Source organism: Duganella sp. GW822-FHT06D06, assembly GCF_058799615.1.
In genome coordinates this window covers 38,686-62,110 of sequence record NZ_JBXALQ010000012.1, presented here as the reverse complement: position 1 = coordinate 62,110, position 23,425 = coordinate 38,686, and the positions used below count along the sequence as shown (strand labels likewise).

At 63.7% G+C, this 23,425-nt stretch carries 22 protein-coding genes; 8 read left to right on the top strand and 14 right to left on the bottom strand.

From position 1 onward, the window contains the following. Window positions 1-95 precede the first annotated feature (95 nt). From AC1RMD_RS20960 to AC1RMD_RS20945, 4 genes are all read right to left on the bottom strand, one after another. Entirely contained in the window at window positions 96-782 is a 687-nt protein-coding gene (locus tag AC1RMD_RS20960; protein ID WP_492929015.1) for a hypothetical protein, read from the bottom strand. Between the two features lie 201 nt (window positions 783-983). Further along, a complete protein-coding gene (locus AC1RMD_RS20955; protein ID WP_492929014.1) occupies window positions 984-2,684 on the bottom strand; it encodes a DUF8614 domain-containing protein in 1,701 nt (566 codons plus the stop codon). Between the two features lie 60 nt (window positions 2,685-2,744). After that, window positions 2,745-3,344, bottom strand: coding sequence for a short chain dehydrogenase (locus AC1RMD_RS20950; RefSeq protein WP_492929012.1), 600 nt, complete (start codon window positions 3,342-3,344; stop codon window positions 2,745-2,747). Continuing rightward, window positions 3,341-3,952 (bottom strand): short chain dehydrogenase, encoded by a 612-nt coding sequence (locus AC1RMD_RS20945; protein ID WP_492929011.1) that lies wholly within the window; start codon window positions 3,950-3,952, stop codon window positions 3,341-3,343. Before AC1RMD_RS20945 ends, AC1RMD_RS20950 begins: the two co-directional genes overlap by 4 nt. Window positions 3,953-4,052: 100 nt before the next feature. Here AC1RMD_RS20945 and AC1RMD_RS20940 point away from each other — a divergent pair, with 100 nt between their 5' ends. Continuing rightward, entirely contained in the window at window positions 4,053-4,982 is a 930-nt protein-coding gene (locus tag AC1RMD_RS20940; RefSeq protein WP_492929009.1) for a LysR family transcriptional regulator, read from the top strand. A gap of 36 nt (window positions 4,983-5,018) precedes the next feature. On the opposite strand, the gene AC1RMD_RS20935 is transcribed toward AC1RMD_RS20940, so the two are convergent. Genes AC1RMD_RS20935 through AC1RMD_RS20925 form a run of 3 tightly spaced genes read right to left on the bottom strand, consistent with a single transcriptional unit; the run spans window position 5,019 to window position 9,318 of the window. Further along, on the bottom strand, window positions 5,019-6,500 hold the full coding sequence (locus AC1RMD_RS20935; protein WP_492929008.1) for an efflux transporter outer membrane subunit: 1,482 nt from the start codon (window positions 6,498-6,500) through the stop codon (window positions 5,019-5,021). Between the two features lie 38 nt (window positions 6,501-6,538). After that, window positions 6,539-8,158 (bottom strand): DHA2 family efflux MFS transporter permease subunit, encoded by a 1,620-nt coding sequence (locus AC1RMD_RS20930; RefSeq protein ID WP_492929006.1) that lies wholly within the window; start codon window positions 8,156-8,158, stop codon window positions 6,539-6,541. A gap of 11 nt (window positions 8,159-8,169) precedes the next feature. Beyond that, window positions 8,170-9,318, bottom strand: coding sequence for an HlyD family secretion protein (locus tag AC1RMD_RS20925; RefSeq protein WP_492929004.1), 1,149 nt, complete (start codon window positions 9,316-9,318; stop codon window positions 8,170-8,172). A gap of 130 nt (window positions 9,319-9,448) precedes the next feature. Between AC1RMD_RS20925 and AC1RMD_RS20920 the strand changes: the two genes are divergently transcribed. Continuing rightward, window positions 9,449-10,162: a TetR/AcrR family transcriptional regulator gene (locus AC1RMD_RS20920; RefSeq protein WP_492929002.1), complete on the top strand. Its 714-nt coding sequence runs from the start codon at window positions 9,449-9,451 to the stop codon at window positions 10,160-10,162. 55 nt (window positions 10,163-10,217) lie between these two features. After that, complete coding sequence (locus tag AC1RMD_RS20915) at window positions 10,218-10,400, top strand: hypothetical protein (RefSeq protein WP_147328111.1); 183 nt, start codon at window positions 10,218-10,220, stop codon at window positions 10,398-10,400. 92 nt (window positions 10,401-10,492) lie between these two features. Here AC1RMD_RS20915 and AC1RMD_RS20910 read toward each other — a convergent pair whose 3' ends face one another. Further along, a complete protein-coding gene (locus AC1RMD_RS20910) occupies window positions 10,493-11,149 on the bottom strand; it encodes a thiol:disulfide interchange protein DsbA/DsbL (protein WP_492928999.1) in 657 nt (218 codons plus the stop codon). Between the two features lie 77 nt (window positions 11,150-11,226). After that, window positions 11,227-12,132, bottom strand: coding sequence for a LysR family transcriptional regulator (locus AC1RMD_RS20905; RefSeq protein ID WP_492928997.1), 906 nt, complete (start codon window positions 12,130-12,132; stop codon window positions 11,227-11,229). Between the two features lie 93 nt (window positions 12,133-12,225). Here AC1RMD_RS20905 and AC1RMD_RS20900 point away from each other — a divergent pair, with 93 nt between their 5' ends. Genes AC1RMD_RS20900 through AC1RMD_RS20890 form a run of 3 tightly spaced genes read left to right on the top strand, consistent with a single transcriptional unit; the run spans window position 12,226 to window position 14,287 of the window. Continuing rightward, a complete protein-coding gene (locus AC1RMD_RS20900; protein WP_492928995.1) occupies window positions 12,226-12,648 on the top strand; it encodes a PACE efflux transporter in 423 nt (140 codons plus the stop codon). A 20-nt stretch (window positions 12,649-12,668) separates the two neighbouring features. Beyond that, window positions 12,669-13,967, top strand: coding sequence for a M20/M25/M40 family metallo-hydrolase (locus tag AC1RMD_RS20895; protein ID WP_492928993.1), 1,299 nt, complete (start codon window positions 12,669-12,671; stop codon window positions 13,965-13,967). Between the two features lie 59 nt (window positions 13,968-14,026). Further along, window positions 14,027-14,287 carry an AbrB/MazE/SpoVT family DNA-binding domain-containing protein gene (locus AC1RMD_RS20890; protein WP_492928991.1) on the top strand — a complete coding sequence of 87 codons (261 nt, stop codon included), beginning with the start codon at window positions 14,027-14,029 and terminating at the stop codon, window positions 14,285-14,287. Here the strand turns inward: AC1RMD_RS20890 and AC1RMD_RS20885 are convergent. Further along, entirely contained in the window at window positions 14,284-14,688 is a 405-nt protein-coding gene (locus AC1RMD_RS20885; RefSeq protein WP_492928989.1) for an SRPBCC family protein, read from the bottom strand. The two genes, AC1RMD_RS20890 and AC1RMD_RS20885, sit on opposite strands and share 4 nt — an antisense overlap. 285 nt (window positions 14,689-14,973) lie before the next feature. On the opposite strand from AC1RMD_RS20885, the gene AC1RMD_RS20880 reads away from it, so the two are divergent. Beyond that, a complete protein-coding gene (locus AC1RMD_RS20880) occupies window positions 14,974-15,606 on the top strand; it encodes a hypothetical protein (protein WP_492928988.1) in 633 nt (210 codons plus the stop codon). Between the two features lie 88 nt (window positions 15,607-15,694). Here AC1RMD_RS20880 and AC1RMD_RS20875 read toward each other — a convergent pair whose 3' ends face one another. From AC1RMD_RS20875 to aceE, 4 genes are read right to left on the bottom strand one after another with little or no spacing between them, the layout of a single operon-like run. Next, window positions 15,695-16,081: a hypothetical protein gene (locus AC1RMD_RS20875; RefSeq protein ID WP_492928986.1), complete on the bottom strand. Its 387-nt coding sequence runs from the start codon at window positions 16,079-16,081 to the stop codon at window positions 15,695-15,697. Between the two features lie 57 nt (window positions 16,082-16,138). Further along, a complete protein-coding gene (lpdA, locus tag AC1RMD_RS20870) occupies window positions 16,139-17,929 on the bottom strand; it encodes a dihydrolipoyl dehydrogenase (RefSeq protein ID WP_492928984.1) in 1,791 nt (596 codons plus the stop codon). Between the two features lie 9 nt (window positions 17,930-17,938). After that, window positions 17,939-19,600 (bottom strand): dihydrolipoyllysine-residue acetyltransferase, encoded by a 1,662-nt coding sequence (gene aceF / locus AC1RMD_RS20865; RefSeq protein WP_492928981.1) that lies wholly within the window; start codon window positions 19,598-19,600, stop codon window positions 17,939-17,941. A 19-nt stretch (window positions 19,601-19,619) separates the two neighbouring features. Beyond that, a complete protein-coding gene (gene aceE, locus AC1RMD_RS20860; protein ID WP_492928980.1) occupies window positions 19,620-22,310 on the bottom strand; it encodes a pyruvate dehydrogenase (acetyl-transferring), homodimeric type in 2,691 nt (896 codons plus the stop codon). A gap of 237 nt (window positions 22,311-22,547) precedes the next feature. On the opposite strand from aceE, the gene folD reads away from it, so the two are divergent. Further along, window positions 22,548-23,393 carry a bifunctional methylenetetrahydrofolate dehydrogenase/methenyltetrahydrofolate cyclohydrolase FolD gene (folD, locus tag AC1RMD_RS20855; RefSeq protein WP_492928978.1) on the top strand — a complete coding sequence of 282 codons (846 nt, stop codon included), beginning with the start codon at window positions 22,548-22,550 and terminating at the stop codon, window positions 23,391-23,393. Window positions 23,394-23,425 lie beyond the last annotated feature (32 nt).

Sequence of the window (23,425 nt, the reverse complement as noted above, 5' to 3'; positions counted from 1 at the left end):
TGTCCCTTTGTGGTGGTTGATGGACACATTAAACGCCCGCCGGCGCTCCCGCTCTGTGCGGAAACGTACAGAGTCGCGGAATTGGCCTGCGGGGGCTATTCGTCGTGCAACAGGCCCTGGCGCCACAAGCTGGCGGCCTGCTCGAACAGGGGCTGGGCGGGGTTGAAGGCGGCGCCGGTGGGCGCCAGTTGCAGCCAGGCCAGCGTACCGTGCGAACTGGCGGCGGCGGTGGCGGTGGCGGACGCCGGTTGACGCACCTGCCGCATCCAGGCGGCGACGGCGTTGTATTGTTGCGGATGGCGGCGCTGGGTCCAGGCCAGCGCGACCAGGTCGGCAAAGCCCTCCTCGCGCCGGGTCAGGCGCAGCGCCTGGGCTTGTTCCAGCGCCGGCCGGGAGGACTCTTCAAAGCCGGCCGGCAGCACATGCCACACGCCCTGCGCATAGCGCCAGCAGTGGCCGATCTCGTGGGCCACCATAGCTTCGATCATCAGCGCCTGTTGCTCGGCGGGCACGCCGGCGAGGACGTCTTCCGCGTTGGGGTTGCCGCGCATCGACAGCACCAGCTTGCAGCGGCCGCCCTGGAAGCCCAGCGCCAGCGGCACGTCGGTGGGGCGGGCCTGCGGTTGCACGGTGATATCGATCGGCAGCTTGAGTTCCTGCTTGGCGTAGCCCAGCACGGCGGAACCGGCGGTGAGCCAGCGGGTTTCCATATCGGTCAGCTGGGCGGCGGAAGCCAGGCCGGCGGACGACAGGAGCAGCAGGAATAAGGCGCGCTTGATCATGATGATCAAACTGTAGCATGTGACGGGCAATATTTATTGCCACCAAGCAGGTTCTACAACAGATTATTTCTACGTAGAAAAAGATGAATGATTGAGGTTTTGAAACGGCCGGGGGTCAAGTCTGACATTCGGACACGGCCTCTACCGTAGCAGTCGCTACGGTAGAGGCCGTGTCCGAATGTCAGACTTGACCCCCGTGGTTTATTTGCCCAGCAGCGTGTTGGCGGTCTTGAATTCAGGACGGATGTCGTTCGGCACCGTCTTCATCTTGTCCAGCGCCTTTTGCACGTCGGGACGGATCACCACGTACTTGGCCATCATCTCCTTGGCGCGGGCGTAGTCGCCGGTGGCTTCGATGGTCAGGAACTCGCGGTCCAGGTCGATCACCGCCTGCTTGATCTTCTTGTAGTCCACCGCGAACGTACCGTCGCCGTGCGAGATGAAACCGCCCTTGTCGAGGATGTAGTTCATCTGGATCGCCATGCCGCGCGCGTGCGAGTCGGTCAGGCCGAAGTGCAGCGTGCGGAAGGCCGAGGCCAGGAAGGTGGTGTACAGCTTGCGCTCGGCGGCCGCGCCCTGCCCCAGCGTGCCGGCCAGCTGGCCCTTGTCCATCATGTAGGCCAGCGCGTACAGGCCGGTGATGTCGGCCTTGGCTTCTTCGATGGTCGAATAGGCTTCCTTCAGGTCCTGGCGCGGCGTCGATTCGGCGCCGTTGTTCTTCGTGATGTGCGGCCCCAGGCCGTGCGTGATTTCATGCGCCAGGATGTGGGTGAAGAAGGAGTCGAAATCGACATCCTTCTGGTCGGCCGGCTTCAGCACCAGCTTGGAGATCGGCGTCAGCGTGGATTTGAATTTGGCTTGCTGCACGTTCTTCAGCATCACGCGCTTGGAGCCGCGCTGGCTGATGATGCGCTCGTCGTTCGGCAGGTTGTAGGCGGCCGTCTGCACGCCCATGTTGCCATCGCCGGCGCCGTACACCTGGTTGACCACCACCATCGGCGCCAGCGCGCCGACTTTCGGGTTGCGGTACTTGGCGTCCAGCGGCAGGTTGTCTTCCAGCTCCTGCATGTGCTTGGCGAAGAAGTCCAGCTTCTGCGTTTCCTTCTGGTCGCGGATGTTGACGTAGGCCTCGAACGCGGCCTTGTAGCCGAACAGTTCGTCGTTATAGGTTTCGTATGGGCCGATGGTGATGTCGACCGGCGCATCCAAGTCCATCCAGGCGAAATCGGAGGCCAGGTAATCGTTGCTCAGGAAGGCGTCGGCGCGCAGCTGCAGGAACTTCTTCAGCGAGGCGTTATCGGTGTCGGCGGCGGCTTGCTTCAACAGCGCGGCGGCCTTCTCCAACTCCGGCTTGTACTCATCCGAGTACTTGACGATGCTGAACTGGCCCGCCGCGTTCTTGCGGATGGTGGTGAAGAACCACTGGGCCTGCTCTTTGTCTTTGGCAGGCAGCGCGTTCATCCAGCTTTCCAGGGCTTGCTTGGTCGCGCCTTCGGGATAGAAGTTGCCGGCTTCCGGCTTCTTGGCCGGGATGGCGATGCCGGACAGTTCGGCCGGCAGGAAGCTTTGATGGTCGTCCAGGATCGACCACGGCCCCTTGTTGAGCCAGAAGTAGTTCAGGCGCGCCTTGCCCAGCGGCGTTTGATCCTTTTGCAGCGCGGACCACAGCGCCTCGTTGCCGGACCAGCGCTGGCGCAGTTGCAGCACGTCGATGATCTTGGCCGCTTCGATCAGCTTGGCGATGGCCTTCTTGTCGCCGGCCGAGAGTTGGCTGGTGTCGGCGGTCAGGGCGACCGGCGCGAAGCGCTTGGTCATCTTGTCCAGATCGGTCACGCTGGCCGGTGCGGCATAAGCGGAGGCGCAGGCGACAGCCAGGGCCAGAGGGAGCAGTATTTTTTTCATTCGAACCTCAGGGTGGAGTGAGATCCGCATTGTAGTACAACGGATCTCACTCCCTCACCTCTACCAGGCCCGATAGACCTGCCCCGTTTGAGCGCCATCGACGCTGCGGGCGTAGGACAACGCTGCGCGGCTGCCCTTGATCGGCTCGAAGCCGGTGAACAGGTTGCCGAACAAATGCACCGACTCCTGCAACACCGTCGGGCTGACCGCATTGATGCGCAGGCCGCGCGGCAGCTCGATCGCGGCGGCCCGCACAAAGCCCTGCACCGCCGCATTGGCCGTCGATGCCGCCACCGCTCCGCGTATCGGATGCTCGGTATCGACGCCGCTGGTCAGCGTGATCGAACCGCCGTCGTTGAGGTATTCCTGCGCCACCAGCGCCACGTTGACCTGTCCCATCAACTTGCCGTTCAGGCCCACATGGAAATGCTCCGGCGTCAGCTCGGCCAACGGTCCCACATGCAGCGCACCCGCGGCCACCACCACCGCATCGACGCGGCCAACCTTGTCGAACAAAGCCCGCACCTGCGCGATGTCTTCGATGTTGACCTGTTGCTGCCCGCCGCGCGCGCCGACCACCACCACCTCATGGCGCCGCCCCAGTTGCTCGACCACGGCGCTGCCGATGGTGCCCGTCCCGCCGATCACGACTACCTTCATGCCGCTGCGCCCCAAGCGCGGTAGACCTGCCCGGTCTGGGCGCCATCGACGCTGCGCGCATACGCCAGCGCCACACGGCGCGCAGGCAGCGGCTCGAAGCCGATGAAGAACGGCCCGTAGCTGCCCATCGATTCCTCCAGCACCGTCGGGCTGACTGCGTTGATGCGCAAGCCGCGCGGCAGCTCGATCGCGGCCGCCCGCGCAAAGCCTTCGACTGCTGAGTTGACCATGGTGGCGCTGACGCCGTTGCGGATCGGCTCATCGGCCACGATGCCGCTGGTGAGCGTGATCGAACCGCCGTCGTTCAGGTATTCCTGCGCCACCAGCGCGACGTTGACCTGTCCCATCAACTTGCTGTTCAGGCCCACATAAAACTGCTCCGGCGTGAAGCCGGCGAGCGGCGCGAAGTGCAGCGACCCGGCCGCCACCACCACCGCATCCACGCGGCCGATCTTGGCGAACAAGGCGCGCACTTGCGCGATATCGGCGATGTCCGCCTGATACTGGCCGCTGGAGGCGCCGACCGTGACAATCTCGTGCCGCTGGCCCAGTTGCTCGACGACTGCCTTGCCGACCGTGCCGGCCGCACCTATGACGACTACTTTCATGCTGCTCTCCCTGTGAGTGAAAACACCAGTATCGGCCACAACGTCCAGGGAATAAATGAGCTAAGATGACGATCATTACTAACCCACGATTAGCAATCACATGGACAAGCTGCGCAGCATGGAGATCTTCGTCGCCGTCGTCGACGCCGGCAATTTCACGGCCGCCGCCAGCGCCTTCCAGCTGTCGCCCGTCATGGTCGGCAAGCACATCGCCCACCTGGAGGCCACGCTGGGCGCGCGCCTGCTGACGCGCACCACGCGCCGCCAAAGCCTGACGGAGATCGGCGCGCAGTACGTCGAGCAGTGCCGCGCCATCCTGGCGCAGATCGCCGCCGCCGAATCCGGCGCCGAAGCGATGCGCAGCGTGCCGCGCGGACGGCTCAGGATCACCGCGCCGGTTTCCTTCGGCAGCGAATGGCTGGCGCCCGCGATCAGCGACTACCTGCGCCTGCATCCCGAAGTCGGCGTGGACCTGAACCTCAACGACCGCATGGTCGACATGGTGGAGGAAGGCTACGACGCCGCCGTGCGCATCGGCCCCCTGGACGATTCCGGCATGATCGCACGCCCGCTGTTCAACTACGGGATGACGATCTGCGCCTCGCCGGCCTATCTGAGAAAACACGGCACGCCGCTCACGCCGGACGACCTGGCGCGGCACGAATGCCTGGACTTCATGGTGGGGGCGGTGGGGGTGCAATGGCGCCTGCAATCGGTACGCCAGGTACAACCAGGACGCGGCAAGCGCGAGCTGCCGGCCAGCCGCTTCCGCACCAACAGCGGCCAGGCGCTGCGCATGGCCGCGCTCAAGGATTTCGGCATCGTGATGCAGGCCGAGGTGCTGCTGGCGCAGGACATCGCCGCCGGACGGCTGGTGCCGGTGCTGTGCAACTACCTGCCGCCGGCGCGGCCGATGCATCTGGTCTACCAGCGCGACCGCCGGGCCACGCCCAAGCTGACCACCTTCATCGACTTCATCGTGGAACGCTTCGGGCCAGCGGCAGCACTGCCGCTGGCCTCTTCCGCGTAGGGACCAACGCCCGGCATTGCACCGGACGGCAAAGCTTTACTGCGCCAGCGGCTTGATCGCGCCGTTCTGCGCCACCGTCGCCAGCTGCGCCGACGGCTGCCAGCCCGCGCCCAGGGCGCGCGCCACCGACACCGCCGCCAGCAGGCGCTGGGTGTTGATCTGCACCGCCGCGCGGTCGGCCGACAGCGCGCTGCGCTGCGCGTCGGTCACGTCCAGGTAGGTCGATACGCCACGCTCGTAGCGCGCACGCGCCACCAGGTAGCCGCGCGCCGCCGCCACTTGCGAGGCCGACTGCGCCTCGCCCTGCAACTGGCGCTCCTGCACGTCCGACAAGGCGTCTTCCACTTCACGCAGGGCCGTCAACAGCTTGGTCTCATGGTTGGCGATCGCCTCTTCATAGCGCGCTTTCGAAATAGCCAGGTTGGCCTTGTTGCGGCCACCGTCGAAAATCGGCAGCGACAGCGCCAAAGGACCGATGCTGAACTGGCGCGAACCGCCCTTCCCCAGTTCCTTCAAGCTCTCCGACGCGTAGCCGAAATTGCTGGTCAGCGTCAGCGAAGGATAGAACGCGCCTTCGGCCACGCCGATCTGCGCGTTGGTAGCGCGCAGGTTGGCCACGCTGCCAGCCAGGTCCGGACGGTGCGCCAGCAGGCTGGCAGGCAGGCCGACCGGGATCGCCGGCGGCTGCGGCAGCACGGCGGCGTTGGCCTTGGGGGCCGTCAGCAGCGCCGACGGCGAAGCGCCGACCAGTGTCGCCAGGCTGTGTTCCAGCAGGTTGCGCTGGCGCTGCACTTCATGCAGGTCCGCCTGCGCATTGGCGCGCTCGATGCGGGCGCGCGACACGTCCAGTTCATTCGACAGGCCGGCGTTGAAGCGCGCCGTCACCAGTTCCTCGGTTTCACGACGGGTGTCCAGCGCGCCTTTCAGGATCGCCATCTCGGCGTCCAGGCCGCGCAGCTGCCAGTAGGTGGTGGCCAGTTGCGACGACAGCAGCAACAGCACGCCGTCGCGGTCGGCCTCGGCCGCCAATGCCTGCGCATCGGAGGCTTCGACCAGGCGGCGCACGCGGCCCAGCAGGTCGACTTCATACGACAGCGCAGCGCCCACCGCGTAGTTGTTGCCCTTGATCGAACGACCGCCCAGCGCCAGCCCTTGCGAAGTCTCGGCCGAGGTGCGCGAGTTCGACACCGAGGTGTTGACGCTCAGCGAAGGCTGCTGGCTGGAGCGCGACACGCCGGCCTGCTCCAGCGCGATCACCAGCCGCTGTGCGGCGGCCTTGATGCTCGGGTTGTCGCGCAGCGCGGTTTGCTCCAGGCGGTTCAGTGTGTCGTCGTTGAACACGGTCCACCACTGCGCGGGCAGATGCGCCTCGCTGGCGCCGGCTTGCGGCAGGTGGCGGAACGACGCGTCGGCGACGTTCTTCGGCGCGGCGAAATCGCTGCCGACGGTGGCGCAGCCGGTGATGGCCAGCGTTACGGAGACAGCGAGCGTCAGGCGCTTCAAAGCTGAATTCAACATGGTGTTACCTCACTTAAAATTTTATTGAAGAACGACGCTTAGTGCGCGCCGCCGCCACCTGCCGAAGGGGCTTTGACTTTGTCCGAGAACCACAGCACGCCGATGCAACCGAACAGCACCATCGCGACCAGGAAGAAACCGTCGTTGTAGGCCATCACATAAGCCTCGCGCCGCACGATGCCGTCGATCGCCTTGAGCGCCATGTCGCCGGCGCTGGTGGCGTCGAAGCCCTTGCTCATGAACGACTGCGTCAGCGCGGCCAGGCGTTCCTGCGTGGCGGCCGCGAAGCCGGTCACCGATTCGCCGATGCGCTGCGAGTGGAAATGCTCACGCGACGTCAGCGCGGTGGCCAGCAGCGCGATACCGATCGAACCGCCCAGGTTGCGGGTCATGTTGATCAGGCTCGATGCCGACGGCATGTCTTTCGGCGAGATGCCGTTCATCGCGAAGTTCGACAAGGTCAGCATCACGAACGGCTGGCCCAGCGCCCGCACCACCTGCGACAGCAGCAGCTGGTCGTAGCCGGTGGTGGCGTCCATGTAGGCGTTCATCAGGCAGGAGCCGCCGAACAGCAGCAGGCCGAAGGAACACAGGATGCGGTTGTCGATCTTGGACGACAGCTTGGCCACGAACGGCATGATGAACAGCTGCGGCAGGCCGACCCACATGATGACTTCACCGATCTGCATCGGCGAGTAGCCGGCGATCTGGCCCAGGTACAGCGGCAGCAGGAACGAGGAGCCGTACAGCCCCATGCCCATCGCCATCGACAGCGCGGTGGCGGCGAAGAAGTTGCGGTGGCCGTACAGGCCCAGGTTGACGAAGGGCTGCTTGCGCGTCGCCCCGGTCACCATCCAGCCCAGCAGGCCGATGATCGCCATCGCCGCGAAGGTGATGATGAAGGGCGAATCGAACCAGTCCTTGCTGTTGCCCTCTTCCAGGAAGATGGTCAGGCTGCCCAGGCCCAGGGCCATGAAGCCGATGCCCAGCCAGTCGGCGTTGAACAGCTGGTTGAGCTGGATCTTTTCCTTGTCCAGGCCGATCGCGATGCCGCCGATCAGCAGCAAGCCAGGCACCCAGTTGATGTAGAAGATCGACGGCCAGCCATACAGCTCGCTCAGATAGCCGCCGAAGGTCGGGCCCATCGCCGGCGCCAGCGTCGCCGTCAGGCCGAAGATGGCCATGCCGGTGGCGCGCTTGGACGGCGGCAGTTTGCTCATCACCAGCGTCATCGCCATCGGGATCAGCGCGCCGCCGGTGAAGCCTTGCAGCATGCGGAACACGATCATGCTCGGCAGGTTCCAGGCGAAGCCGCACAGCGTCGAGAAGACCAGGAACAGCGTGGTGGTGCCCATCATGTAGGCGCGCATGCCGAACACCCGGGTCAGCAGGGCCGTCATCGGAATCACGATGATCTCCGCCACCAGGTAGGCGGTGGCGATCCACGAGCCCTCTTCCTGCGTGGCGGACAAGGTGCCGAGGATGTCCTTCAGCGACGAGTTGGTGATCTGGATGTCGAGCACCGCCATGAAGGCGCCCAGCATGCCGGCGGCCACCGCCATCCAGGTGCGGCCCGAGACCTTCTCGCCCGGCATGATAGGCGCGAGCGCGGGTTTCCCCACGCCGCCGGCCGGCGTATCGATTGTGGTGCTAGCCATGACAGTGCTCCTTAGTGCGCGGCTTTGGCTTCGGATTGGTTCACTGCGACTTCGGCGATCGCCGACATGCCCGGCACCAGACGGCCGCTCAGTGCCTTGACGTCTTCCGGCTTGAAGGTGATCTTGACCGGCACGCGCTGGACGATCTTGGTGAAGTTGCCGGTGGCGTTATCGGCCGGCAGCAGCGCGAACTGGGCGCCGGAGGCTGGCGCGAAGCTGTCGACCTTGCCGATCAGTTCACGGCCCGGAATCGCGTCGATCGAGACTTTGACTTCCTGGCCCGGCTTCAGGTCGGCCAACTGGGTTTCCTTGAAGTTGGCGGTCAGCCAGACGTTTTCCTGCACGATGGCGGTCAGCTGCTGGCCGGCCGTCACGCGCTGGCCCACTTCGATGCTGCGCTTGCCGATACGGCCGCCGACCGGCGCCAGGATGCGGTTGTACGCCAACTGCTGCTGGGCGTCCTTCAATTGCACGCGCAGCACGTTGACCTGCGCCTTGAGCACGTCGCGCGCCGAATGGGCGGCGCTGATCTGGGCCTTGGCGGCGACGGCGTTGTCCTTGCGGGCGGCCAGGTCGGCCACGGCGCTGGCGCGGCCGGCGACGGCGCTGTCGAGCTCCGCTTTCGAGACGGCCTTCATCTGGCTGTTATACAGCTGGCCGTAGCGCTCGGCGTCCTGTTTGGCGCGCACCAGCTGCGCTTCCGACTGCGCCACCTGGGCGGCGGCGGCGCTGGCCTGGGCCTGGGTCTGGGCGATCTGCGCGTCCGACTGCGCCACTTGCTGTTCGGCGGTGGCGATCTGCGCCTGGATCTGCTCGACCTTCACGTGCTGGTCGAACGGATCCAGCTCGGCGATGACATCGCCTTCCTTGACGATCTGGTTGTCGTCGATCAGCACCTTGGTGACCACGCCGGCGATGCGGGCCGAGACCGGATGCACGTGGCCGGCCACATAGGCGTTTTCCGTCTCGACGAAATAGTGGCTGCGGTACCACATGCGGCCGCCGGCGGCCAAGGCGGCCAGCGCGACGACGGCGGCGATCACCAGCACGCGGGTATTGGACTTGGCCGGGCCGGCAGGCGCAGCGGCGGCATGCGCCGAAGGCTGGGCAGCGGGGACGGCGCTGAGCACTTTTTGTTCTTGGGTGTGCTGGATGGACATGTGCAGCTCCAAATAAATGAAATGGGAGAAGTGCATTATTAGCCCGAATTTCGGCAAAGTCAAGAAATGAAACGATTGCATTTCATTTTATTTTGGACTACGATGTCCGCATCCATTACCATGTCTGCCCATGAAGATCACCGCCAACGCCGCCGCCCTGGACGAACCGGATTGCCCGGAAGACGCCGCCAATGACTCCCCCGACTCACCCTGCTTCGGCAAGGTCGCCGGCCGCCCGCGCGCGGCCGACAAGGAAGCCCGCCTGCAGTCGCTGTTGCACACGGCGGCCAGGCTGTTCCTGGAGAAGGGCTACAGCAAGGTCAGCCTGGAAATGATCGCCCGCGAGGCCCACGTCGCGGTGCGCACCATCTATGTCAAGTTTGGCGGCAAGGCCGGGCTGCTGAACGCCGTCATCACCAATGGCCGCGCGCGTTTCTTCGCCGGCATGACGGATCTGGAGGCGGACCTGAGGCCGATCCGCGAAGTGATGGATGATTTCGCGCTGCGCTTCCTGGAGCTGGTGACGGCGCCCGCCTTCGTCAGCCTGCACCGCATGGTGGTGGCCGAGGCCAGGACCACGCCGGAGCTGGCCGACACCTTTTACCAGGCCGGCCCCTTGCGCACCCGCCAGGAACTGATGCGCTTCTTCAGCCGTCCCGACATCCGCGCCCAGCTGCGCCCGGAAATACCGGTCGAGACGCTGGCGGTGCATATGCTGGCCTGCATCATGGGCGACACCATGGTGCGCATGCTGTTCCCGGCCGACCAGCCGCCCACCACCGAAGAACTGCGCGCCCGCGCCACGCAGGGGCTGGACCTGTTCTTCCGCGCCGTGCTGCGTTAGAAGCTGTGTATTTTTGTCATTTGCTCTATACTGTTTTTTTACCCACGGAGCACACATGAGCAAATCGAATCGACTGGACTGGAGCAGGCAGGTAACGCTCATGAACGAGCGTATCAAAATGTTCCAGGCCAACCCGGGCCAGGAACAGCTCGACGCAGTCATCCAGGAAATGCAAGCCTACGCTGAAGCCGCGCGCAACGGCGGCATCGAAATCCCGACCCGCTTCACCGTCAACTGACACGCCGGCGCCGTGCGGCTGTCCACTCAGCCGCGCCCAGAGGCGCGAATTGCTCGCGCATCCAGCTGACAAATTCGGCGCTGGCGGCCAACTTATTTGCGCGACATCGCCACCAGCGCGTCCAGCACCTGCAAGGTCGCCTGGTCCAGCTGCGGACGCGGGATGCCCGGGTTGCTGGTGTCCACCATCGAAGGATTGGTCAGGTAGCGGCCGTTGACGATCAGCGTCGGCGTGCTGTTGACTTCATACGTGCTGGCCACGCGGCCGGCGCTTTTCAGCTTGGTGATGACCGAGAACGAGTTGTACATGGCCAGGTATTTATCCTTGTCGACGCCGTTCTTGACCGCCCAATCGACATTGTCCGCATCGCTCTTCAGGCGGCGGCGCTCGACGTGCCAGGTGCTCAGCAGCTTGGCGTGCAGCGACTCTTCCAGCTTCATCGCCTCCAGCGTCAGGAACATATGCGCTTCCGGATCGTTCTCGCCGGTCAGCGGCAGGTGGATGCGGCGGAACACGATGCCGTCGCCCTGCTTCTTCACCCACGCCAGCATGGCCGGCTCCAGCGCGTAGCACGCCGGGCAGTGGTACATGAAGAACTCGATCACTTCAACCTTCTTGCCGTCGGCCAGCACCGGCTGCGGCGTTTTCAGGGTGGTGTACTCGGCGCCGTTCTTCGGCGCGGTGGGCGATGCGAAGGCGGAACCGGCCAGCAGGGCGGCGGCGACAACAACGAGTTTCAGGCGAAGCATGGTTATCCTTTAAGAAAAAATCTGCACAGCGAATATAACAGCTTCCATTACTGTGCGGCGAGCGGATTAAGGCCGCATTAAGTCGGCCGCGCCTCCAGGCCGGCGATGTCCTTCATCAGCGCGATCAGGCGCTGCGCGCCCAAGCCGAGCGGACGGTCGTTGAGCCACACCACGTCCACCCACAGGCGCACCTGGTTGCTCATGTGCGCGAAGCCTATGCCCAGCAGCTCGCCCGCATCGAGCAGCGGCGCCGCCAGCCGGTGCGGCAGATAGGCCCAGCCGACGCCGGCGCGCACCAGGCTTAGTGTCGCCAGATGGCTGTCGGTGCGCCACAGCTTGCGCGAGATGAGCACGCGCTCGTCCTCGATCCGCGCGTCGCGGCTGACGATGGCGATCTGGCGCATGTCGATCAGGTCCTCCAGCCGGAACTGACCGTTGCGCTCGCGCGCCTGCGGATGCCGCGGCGAGATCACCGCCACCAGCACCTCGCTGCCCAGCTCCTGGAAGCTCTCGCGCTGGTCGATCTGCGGCCGCTCGTAGATCAGCGCCAGCTGCGCGGAACCGTCGTGCAGCATGCGCAGCGCGTCGTTCTGCGGCGCCGACAGCACGTCCACCTCCAGCGATGGGAACTCCTCGGCCAACCGCGCCAGCGGATCGCTCCACGGCGCCGACAGCAGCTCGGGCGCGATGGCCAGCGTCAGGCGCCGCTCCAGTCCCTGGTGCAGCGACAGCGCGTGCGCCTGCAAACGGCGCAGCTGGCCGGCCATCTGCCGCGCTTCCGCCTCCAATGCGCGCGCCGACTCGGTGGGCCTCACCTCGCGCGAGGTGCGGTCGAACAGCTGCAGATCGAGTTCCGCCTCCAGGTTGGCGATCGCCATGCTGACGGCCGACGGCACCCGCCCCAGGGCGCGCGCCGCTGCGGAAAAAGAACCGTGATCCAGCACGGCGAGAAAGATGGCAATGTTATCGCTGGAAAAGGCCATCCCATCATGCTGTCAGAAAAACTGATAGCTGTCGACTTTTTCAATCAGAAATCCGCTATTAACATGGTCGCATCATATTTAGAAGGAAACATCATGCAAGGATTGAAACGCAAAGTCGTCTACGTATCGCTGTTTGAACTGATCGCCGTCGGCCTGACCAGCAGCGTGCTGGTGCTGCTGATGGGGCATGACGCCGGCCACGCCAGCGTCGCCGCCGTCGCCTCGTCGCTGGTCGCGGTGGTGTGGAACTTCGTCTACAACGGCATATTCGAAGCCTGGGAAGCGCGCCAGGCGGTGCGAGGCCGCAGCTGGATGCGCCGCGCCGCGCACGCGCTGGGCTTCGAGGGTGGCCTGGTGGTGATCCTGGTGCCGCTGTTCGCCTGGTGGCTGGGCATCTCGCTGTGGGAAGCCTTTGTGTTGGACTTGGGGCTGGTGTTATTCTTTATGTTTTATACCTTTCTCTTCAGCCTGGCCTTCGACCGCATCTTCGGACTGCCAGCGTCGGCGCAAGCTTGATTGATCACCCCGGAGTCCACATGGCATTGAAACCGTTCGCGTTCGCAGCACTGGTGTTGGCAATGAGTAGCGCAGGCGCCGCAGCGTTGTCGCCGGTCGAGCAGAAAATCGTCGCCGAGGTCAAGGCGCATTCGGAACAAGGCTTGCAGTTGCTGGAGCGTTCGGTGAACATCAACAGCGGCACCATGAACCATGAGGGCGTGCGTGAAGTCGGCAAAGTGTTTCGCGAGCAGTTCGACCAGCTGGGTTTCACCACCCGCTGGATCGACATGCCGCCCGCCGTCAAGCGCGCCGGCCACCTGCTCGCCACGCGCGAGGGCAAGCAAGGCAAGCGCCTGCTGCTGATCGGCCATCTGGATACCGTGTTTGAAAAGGACAGCCCGGTGCAACTGTGGAAGCGCGACGGCGCGCGGGTGCGCGGCCAGGGCGTCAACGACATGAAGGGCGGCGACGTGATCATCGTCGAAGCGCTGCGCGCCTTGCAGCGCGTGGGTGCGCTCGACAACACGACGATCACCGTGATATTCAGCGGCGACGAGGAGAGCGCCGGCGATCCGGTCGAGATCTCGCGCGCCGACATGGTCGCCGCCGCCAAGCGCAGCGACATCGCGCTGGCGTTCGAAGCCACGGTGCGCGACAAGAACGGCAAGGACACCGGCACCATCGGCCGCCGCGCCTCGTCGTCGTGGGATCTGGAAGTGAAAGGCAAGCAGGGCCACTCCAGCGGTATCTTCACCGAGAACGCCGGCTATGGCGCGGTGTACGAAGCGGCGCGCATCGTCGACGGCTTCCGCCAGCAGGTGATCGAGCCTGACCTGACCTTCAGCCCGGGTTTGATCTTGGGCGGCACCGACGTCAGCCTCGAAGCCAGCGGCACCAAAGGCCAGGCCGCCGGCAAGGGCAACGTGATCGCGCGCACCGCCGCCGTGCACGGCGACCTGCGCTACCTGACCAACGAACAGCGCGACCGCGCGCACGCCAAGATGAAGGCCATCGTCGCGCAGAACCTGCCGGGCACCAGCGCCAGCATCAGCTTCCACGAATCGTATCCGCCGATGTCGCCGACCGCCGGCAACCTGGCCGTATTGAAGACCTATTCGCAAGCCAGCAGCGACGCCGGCCTGGGCGAGATCCCCGCCTTGCCGCCAGGCCAGCGCGGCGCCGGCGACGTGCAGTTCGTCGCCCCGCTGCTCGACAGCCTGGACGGCCTGGGCGCCACCGGCAACGGCTCGCATTCGCCCGACGAGGATCTGGAGATCGCCTCCATCGAACGCGCCACCATCCGCACCGCGATCCTGCTGTACCGCCTCACACGCTAAAGATCAAACTGTGCCGGCAAACTGAGTGCTACCATGGTCAAATTCTTCGGGAGGACACCATGGAAATCTCGACAGTAGTCAACAGCGACGGCACGATCACCATCCCCGCGGAAATAAGGGAAACCTTTGGCATTCAGGAAGGTGCCAAAGTTGAATGCATCATGAACGGGATACGCTTGGAAATGCGGGTTCTGGGCACAAAGCTGCCCATGCCAAAATCCAAGCCGGCCAGCGGCTACGGCATGATAAAGAGCAACCGGCCGTCGGTGCCGGCAGACTTGAATATCGGCGACAACATTAGGTGTGCTAGCTCGGATTAGACCTGGGACTCGACGGTGCGCTTCATCGCATCCAGCCCCTGCTCTATCATGGCGGCGACGGCGGGCGCCATGCTGTCGGGCAGCAGGTCGGCGATCCACACCAACCGGCTGCCGTGCGCGCCTTCGCCGAAGACCTGCGCGGAGGCGTTGTAATGGCTCAGCCGTCCGCCCGCCGCCGACCAGACCACGCGGTGGTCTTCATCACTGACGGTGACGATCACTTCTCGCACCACCATGCCGTTGGCAAAGGTCACCATGCGCGCCGCGCCGTCCGGCTCCAATTTGCAATCGGTGACGAAGCCCTTCGCCAGCCGAGTATGCAGCGCGCCCACGTCGCGTAGCGCATCCCACAGCTGCTCCGGTGGGACGTCAATGTCGATTTCCTTGCGTATCGATGCCATATCGTTCTCCGTCATGCGGCGAGCCTTGGACCTGCCAGGGCGACGTCATAAGTGTAGCCCCCTAAGTAGAAACTCGTCGCGAGCTTCGGGAGCTTCGCAAAAGAGCTTCGGAACTGCCCCCATTGTCCAGCTCGTAGGGCTACGCGCATGGGGGGCGCCGCCGCGCTCCTTGTGGCAAAGCCCCGATTTTCTCTTCGATTTTCCTCGATTTTTTCAAGCATTGAACTATTCCCGGATTTGCCGGTCTAAATATGGGAAAGCCGAAAAAATAGGGGAGAAAATCGAATGAATACCACAATGACCGTGCAGGTGCCCACCGATACCCTGCTCAAACTGATCGAAAAACTGCACCGCCGTGGCGGCTCGCAGGATATCTCGGAAGCGATGACTTTGGCCGTCGAACGCTGGCTCGCAGACCCGGCCGCATTCGCCCCCGGCGCCGATCCTGCAGGCTTACACGGCTATCAATGGAAAACACTGTTTTTACCCGAAGGCACCGTGTTGAAATCATGGAGCTACGGCGAGAATAATTACGCGTGCGTTGAAGGCGACCAGATTATCCACAACGGCCACGCGGTCTCACCAAACCAGTTTGCGCAATCGTTCGCGCGCTCGACGCGCAATGCATGGCTCGATTTATTCATCCGCCGTCCGGGCGACAAGACCTTCAAAACTGCGAACCGACTGCGCGACGAACTGATCGCCGCCTCGAAGGTCCCTTCGGCAACGCCTGCCGCTACGGCCATGCCTGTCCCAACTGCCGTCTCGCCGTTGCCCGCAGTATCAGCACCGGCATTAATCGCGCCACAGGCCCCACCTCAAGCCAGCGCGCCACCGCGCAACACCGACCGCGAGCCCGGCTGGGATTTACCGGAGCGCAGAAAATTCCGCTACCGGCTGGAAGACGTCGCCTACTAGTTCAGTAATGACCGTAAATTCGCGCGCCAGGTCGCCGCGTTGGGCCTGCATCCACCTGCGATCATTCCAAGCCCCTGGGCTGCCATCTTTAGCCGACCAGGGCCCCCATAGCCAAGGCTGCCAGCAGGCCGAGTGCGGCGATCAATCCATAGGCAATCAGCGCCAGCATGGCCGCGCCTTTCGCTGCCAACGGCTCGCCGCCGGCCGTGCGCGCACGCGGGGCCAGGTACCAGGCGCCGATACCGACCTGTATCACCATGCCGGCGGCGATCGACACCACCAGCGGAATCGCATTGCCCGACAAGCGGTTGAGCAGCGTACCGGCGCCCAGCACCATCAACAGAATCAGGCTGAAGATGCAGGCATCGCGCCAGCTCAGCAGCGCGCGCTTATAGAGGTAGGCCGCGAGCTTGACGAGGCTGGTGTACAGCGCGATCGACAGCAGCAGCGGAATAAACGACAGTATTGAAGACATTTTAAGAACCTATAAAAAAACCGGGAACAAGTCCCGGTTTCGTGTTGCTACGTTTGCTTAGCGCTTGCGTGGCGGAGGCAGGTCGGTGCAGACGCCTTCGTACACTTCGGCGGCCATGCCGATCGACTCGCCCAAGGTCGGGTGCGGGTGGATCGTCTTGCCGATGTCGGTGCCGTCGCAACCCATCTCGATCGCCAGCGCGATCTCGCCGATCATGTCGCCGGCGTGCGTGCCGACGATGGTGCCGCCGATGATGCGGTGCGTTTCAGCGTCGAACAGCAGCTTGGTGAAGCCCTCGGCGCGGCCATTGGCCACGGCGCGGCCGCTCGCTGCCCAAGGGAAGTGGCCCTTCTCGACCTTGATGCCCTTGGCTTTCGCTTCGTCTTCGGTGATGCCGGCCCATGCCACTTCCGGATCGGTGTAGGCCACCGATGGAATCACCTTCACGTCGAAGTGCGACTTCTGGCCCGCTGCGGCTTCCGCCGCCACGTGGCCTTCGTGCACCGCCTTGTGTGCCAGCATAGGCTGGCCCACCAGGTCGCCGATGGCGAAGATGTTCGGCACGTTGGTGCGCATCTGGCTGTCGACAGGGATGAAGCCGCGATCGGACACGATCACACCAGCCTTGTCGGCGGCGACCTTCTTGCCGTTCGGGCTGCGGCCCACTGCGACCAGCACCAGATCGTAGACCTGCGGGGCTGGCGCCGCGGCGCCGGCTTCCGCCGCCTCGAAGGTGACTTTAATCCCTTCCGGCAGCGCTTCAACGCCGACCGTCTTGGTCTTGGTCATGATGTTGTCGAAGCGCTTCTCGTTGAACTTCTGCCAGACCTTGACCGCATCGCGGTCGGCGCCTTGCATCAAGCCGTCCATCATTTCGACCACGTCGATGCGCGCACCGAAGGTCGAGTAGACGGTAGCCATTTCCAGGCCGATGATGCCACCGCCGATGACCAGCATGCGTTTCGGGATCTGGCGCAGTTCCAGTGCGCCGGTCGAATCGACGATGCGTGGATCTTCCGGCACGAACGGCAGCTTCACCACAGCCGAACCGGCAGCGATGATGGCCTGCTTGAACTGCACCACTTTCTTGCTGCCGTCGGCGGCCGTGACTTCGATGTGGTTAGCGCTCAGGAACTGGCCGACACCGGTGACGACTTGCGTCTTGCGGGCCTTGGCCATGCCGGCCAGACCGCCGGTCATGTTCTTGATGACGCCTTCCTTGTACTTGCGTACCTGGTCGATGTCGATGGTCGGCTTGGCGAAGGTGACGCCGGTGTTGGACATGTGCGAGGTTTCGTCGATCACGGATGCCACGTGCAGCAGCGCTTTCGACGGAATGCAACCGACGTTCAGGCACACGCCGCCCAGCGTTTCGTAACGCTCGACGATCACGGTGTTCATGCCCAGGTCCGCGGCGCGGAACGCGGCGGAGTAACCGCCAGGTCCGCCGCCCAGTACCATCATGTCGCAGTCGATGTCGACCTGGCCGGCGTAGGCCGCTCCGACAGGAGCGGCGCCGGCTACAGCGATCGCTGCGGCTGGTGCAGGTGCTGCGGCCGGAGCCGGAGCCGCAGCAGCAGGCGCCGGCGCGGCGGCGGCAGCGGCGGAACCAGCAGCTTCCTCCACCACCAGCATCAGCGAGCCTTCCTTGACCTTGTCGCCAACCTTGACCTTGATCTCCTTGACCACGCCAGCGTGCGAGGATGGAACCTCCATGCTGGCCTTGTCCGATTCAACGGTGATCAGCGACTGGTCGGCCTTGATCGTATCGCCAACCTTGACCATCACCTCGATCACTTCAACTTCTGCGAAGTCGCCGATGTTCGGCACTTTCACTTCTGTGCTCATAGTCGCTCCTTACAGCAGAATTTTGCGCATGTCGCCGAGCACTTCGCTCAGGTACACGGAGAAGCGAGCACCCATCGCGCCGTCGACCACGCGGTGGTCGTAGGACAGCGAGGTACCCATCATCAGGCGGGGCTGGAATGCCTTGCCGTCCCACACCGGCTTGATCGATGCCTTGGACAGGCCAAGGATCGCCACTTCCGGCGCGTTGACGATAGGCGTGAAGTGCGTGCCGCCGATGCCGCCCAGCGACGAGATGGTGAAGCTGGCGCCTTGCATGTCGGTCGGTTTCAGCTTGCCTTCGCGTGCTTGCAGCGACAGCTCGGTCATTTCGCGAGCGATCTGCGAGACCGATTTCTGGTCCGCGCCTTTGATCACAGGTACCACCAGGCCGTTAGGCGTGTCGGCCGCGAAGCCGATGTTGTAGTACTGCTTGAGGATCAGGTTTTCACCCTTCTCATCCAGCGACGCGTTAAACGCCGGGAATTTCTTCAGCGCGGCAACCGCTGCCTTGATGACGAAGGCCAGCATGGTCAGCTTGGCCGCGTCCTTGTTCTTGGCATTGGCGTTGTTGGTCTCGACGCGGAACGCTTCCAGGTCGGTGATGTCGGCATCGTCGAACTGCGTGACGTGCGGGATCATGACCCAGTTGCGGTGCAGGTTAGGACCGCTGATTTTCTTGATGCGCGACAGCGGCAGCAGTTCGGTCGGGCCGAATTTGCTGAAATCGATCACCGGCCATGGCAGCACGCTCATGCCGCCGTTGCCGCCGGCTGGCGCAGATGCGCCGGCGGGTGCAGCGGTGGTGCCAGCCATCACGCCCTTGACGTAGTTCTGCACGTCCAGCTGGGTGATGCGGCCTTTAGGACCGGAGCCAGGCACTTTGCCCAGATCCACGCCCAGTTCGCGGGCGAACTTGCGGATCGACGGCGATGCGTGCGCCAGCTTGCCGGTTTGGACCGAGCCTTGCGACGCGGCCGCAACGGCGGCAGGAGCGGCAGGCGCCGGCGAAGGCGCAGCGGTGGCTGGTGCGGCGGCTGCAACAGGTGCAGCAGCGGCGGCAGGAGCCGGAGCGGCAGCGCCGCCCGAAGCTTCAACCACCAGCACCACCGAACCCATGGCAACCTTGTCGCCAACCTTGATCTTCAATTCCTTCACCACACCAGCGTGCGACGAAGGGATTTCCATGCTGGCCTTGTCCGATTCAACGGTCAGCAGCGACTGATCGACCTTGATCGTGTCGCCAACCTTGACCATTACTTCGATGACTTCAACTTCCTTGAAGTCGCCGATGTCCGGCACCTTGACTTCGACCGGACCGGCCGAAGCTGCGGGTGCTGGTGCAGGTGCCGGCGCGGCGGCAGGCGCCGGTGCTGGAGCCGCGGCGGCTGGTGCAGGTGCGGCCGCCGCAGGAGCGGCAGCGCCGGCGCCGGCGCCTTCAGCTTCCAGCAACAGCAGCAGCGAACCCATAGCCACCTTGTCGCCGACCTTGACCTTGATTTCCTTGACCACGCCAGCGGCGGACGAAGGAATCTCCATGCTGGCCTTATCCGATTCAACGGTGATCAGCGACTGGTCCACTTTAATCGTATCGCCTACTTTGATCATCAACTCGATGATTTCAACTTCCTTGAAATCACCGATATCCGGGACATTAACTTCCACAATGCTCATAGCGTCTGCTCCGTTCTAATTATTGGGTCACCGGATTTGGCTTGTTGGCGTTCAGGCCGTACTTGACGACTGCCTGCTCCACCACCTTCGCGTCGATCTTGCCTTCTTCCGCCAGCGATTTCAGCGCAGCGACCGTGATGTAGTAACGGTTCACTTCGAAGAATTCACGCAGCGCGGCGCGGGTGTCCGAACGGCCGAAACCGTCGGTGCCCAGCACGCGGTAGGTGCGGTCTTTCGGAATGAAGGCACGGATCTGTTCAGCAAACGCACGCATGTAATCGGTCGTCGCGACGATAGGGCCGCTGGTATCCTTCAGAATCTGCGTCACGTACGGCACGCGTTGTTCCTTGGTCGGGTTGACCAGGTTCCAGCGCTCTGCGTCCTGGCCGTCGCGGGCCACCAGCGTCAGCGACGGCGCGGACCACACGTCGGCGGCGATGTTCCAGTCGTTCTTCAGCAGTTCCTGGGCGAAGATCGATTCGCGCAGGATGGTGCCGGAGCCGATCAGCTGCACGCGCTGCTTGGCTTTCTCGTCGCCTTTCTGCAGCAGGTACATGCCTTTCAGTATGCCCTCTTCCTGGCCAGGCTTGATGCCTGGGTGCGGATAGTTCTCGTTCATGATGGTGATGTAGTAGAACACGTCTTCCTGTTCTTCCACCATGCGGCGCAGACCATCCTGGATGATCACGGCGATTTCGTGACCGAAGGTCGGATCGTAAGGCATGCAGTTCGGTACAGCCGCTGCGAACAGGTGGCTATGGCCGTCTTCGTGTTGCAGGCCTTCGCCGTTCAGCGTCGTACGGCCGGCGGTGCCGCCCATCAGGAAGCCACGGGAGCGCATGTCGGCGGCGGCCCATACCAGGTCGCCGATACGCTGCATGCCGAACATCGAGTAGTACGTGTAGAACGGAATCATCACGCGGTTGTTGGTCGAGTACGACGTCGCCGCGGCGATCCACGAGCTCATGCCACCGGCTTCGTTGATACCTTCTTGCAGGATCTGGCCGGCCTTGTCTTCGCGGTAGTACATGACCTGGTCTTTATCGACCGGCTCATACAACTGGCCTTGCTGGTTGAAGATACCAACCTGGCGGAACAGGCCTTCCATACCGAAGGTGCGCGACTCATCGACCAGTACCGGCACGATACGCTGGCCCAGGCTAGGATCTTTCAGCAGCGTGGTCAGGATGCGCACGTAGGTCTGGGTGCTCGATACTTCGCGGCCTTCGGCGGTCGCGTCCAGCACGTTCTGGAAGGCGCTCAGCGGCGGCACAACCAGCTTCTCGTCGGCTTTCATGCGGCGGGACGGCAGGTAGCCGCCCAGCGCGGCGCGGCGCTCGTGCAGGTACTTGATTTCCGGCGCGTCGTCGGCAGGCTTGTAGAACGGAATGTCGGCCAGCTGGTCGTCCGGGATAGGGATCGAGTAGCGGTCGCGCATTTCGCGCACGGCTTCGTCGGTCAGCTTCTTGGTGTTGTGCGCGGTGTTGCGCGCTTCGCCGTGCTTGCCCATGCCGAAGCCCTTGATGGTTTTCACCAGCAGCACGGTCGGTTGGCCTTTGTGTTCCTGCGCGACCTTGAAGGCGGCGTAGATCTTGTGCGGATCGTGGCCGCCGCGGGTCAGGCGCCAGATGTCGTCGTCGGTCATGTTGGCGACCATCTCCAGCAGCTTGGGGTGCTTGCCGAAGAAGTTCTTGCGCACGTAGGCGCCATCCTTGGCCTTGTAGTTCTGGTATTCGCCGTCGATGGTTTCCATCATGACTTTGCGCAGGATGCCGTCTTTGTCCTGCTTCAGCAGCGCGTCCCAACCCGGGCCCCAGATGACTTTGACGACGTTCCAGCCGGCGCCGCGGAAGTCCGCTTCCAGCTCTTGAATGATCTTGCCATTGCCGCGCACCGGACCGTCCAGGCGTTGCAGGTTGCAGTTGACGACGATGACCAGGTTGTCCAGGTTCTCGCGCGCGGCCATGCCGATTGCGCCCAGCGATTCCGGTTCGTCCATCTCGCCGTCGCCGCAGAATGCCCAGACTTTACGGTCGGTGGTGTCGGCGATCGAGCGCGCGTGCAGGTACTTCAGGAAGCGCGCCTGGTAGATCGCCATCAACGGGCCCAGGCCCATCGACACGGTCGGGAACTGCCAGAAGTCCGGCATCAGTTTAGGGTGCGGATACGAGGACAGGCCCTTGCCGTCGACTTCGCGACGGTAATGGGTCAGCTGCTCTTCGCTCAGGCGGCCTTCGAGGAAGGCGCGGGCGTACACGCCCGGCGAGGAGTGGCCCTGGATGTACAGCAGGTCGCCGCCGTGGTTTTCGCTCGGCGCTTTCCAGAAGTGGTTGAAGCCGATGCCCAGCATATTGGCCAGCGAGGCGAACGAGGACAGGTGGCCACCGAGGTCGCCGTCGACGCGGTTGGCCTTGACGACCATCGCCATGGCGTTCCAGCGCATCCACGAACGCAGCTTCTCTTCGTATTCCAGGTTGCCGGGGCAGTGGACTTCGAGGTGGGCGGGGATGGTGTTGACGTAGGCGGTATTGGCGGAGAACGGGATATCCGAGCCGCTTTGGCGGGCCAGGTCGATCAGGCGTTCCATCAGGTAGTGAGCACGTTCAGGGCCCTCTTGTTCCAGCACTGCGGCCAGTGCGTCCAACCATTCTTTGGTTTCTTGCGAATCAGGGTCGGTGTGTGCCGTTACCTGGTCAAGTTGAGCTGACATGTATTAAGTCTCCTGAGTTTGAGTGCTGACGTAACGCTGATTATTTACCAATACTTCAATGCCGTGTGCGATTCTAACAGCACTTTTCCGCTTTTTCAAATTACGATACGTGATTTCGTATTGTGAAATCACCCCATGAAATTCTTGTGCGGCGCAGCATGACTAAACCGCCGGAAACGAGGCGCAGTGCGCGCTGCGGCTTTATAATCCTGCTTTCCTCTCCCACCTGGTTAAATCATGCCTGCTCAACTGATCGACGGAATCGCCCTCTCCCAAAAACTGCGCGCGGAAATTGCTGCACGTGCTGCCGCCCTCACCGCACTAGGCAAACAGCCCGGCCTGGCCGTGATCATCGTCGGCGACGACCCGGCCAGCCACGTGTACGTGCGCAACAAGGTCAAGGGTTGCGAGGATGCCGGTTTCTACTCGCTCAAGGAGCAGTATCCCGCCGACCTGAGCGAAGCCGCGCTGCTCGAGCGCATCGCCGCGCTGAACGCCGATCCGGCCATCCACGGCATCCTGGTGCAAATGCCGCTGCCTAAGCACATCGACCCGCACAAGGTCATCGAAGCGATCTCCACCAAGAAAGACGTGGACGGCTACTCGGTGCTGAGCGCCGGCGAACTGATGGCCGGCCTGGACGGCTTCCGTCCGTGCACGCCGTATGGCTGCATGAAGCTGATCGAAAGCACCGGCGTCAACCTGCGCGGCAAGCACGCGGTCGTCATCGGCCGCAGCAACACCGTCGGCAAGCCGATGGCGCTGCTGCTCTTGCAAGCCAACGCCACCGTCACCATCTGTCATAGTGCGACGCCGGACCTGGGCCTGTACACCCGCCAGGCCGACGTCGTCGTGGCCGCAACCGGCCGCCGCAATACGCTGACCGCTGATATGGTGAAGCCGGGCGCGATCGTGATCGACGTCGGCATCAACCGTGACGACGCGGGCAAGCTGTGCGGCGACGTCGATTTCGCCGGCATCAAGGAAGTGGCATCGCACATCACGCCAGTACCAGGCGGCGTGGGCCCGATGACCATCACCATGCTGCTGATGAACACCGTCGAAGCGGCCGAGCGCACCTAACATACAACCGTATCGAACTTATTGGACTCAAG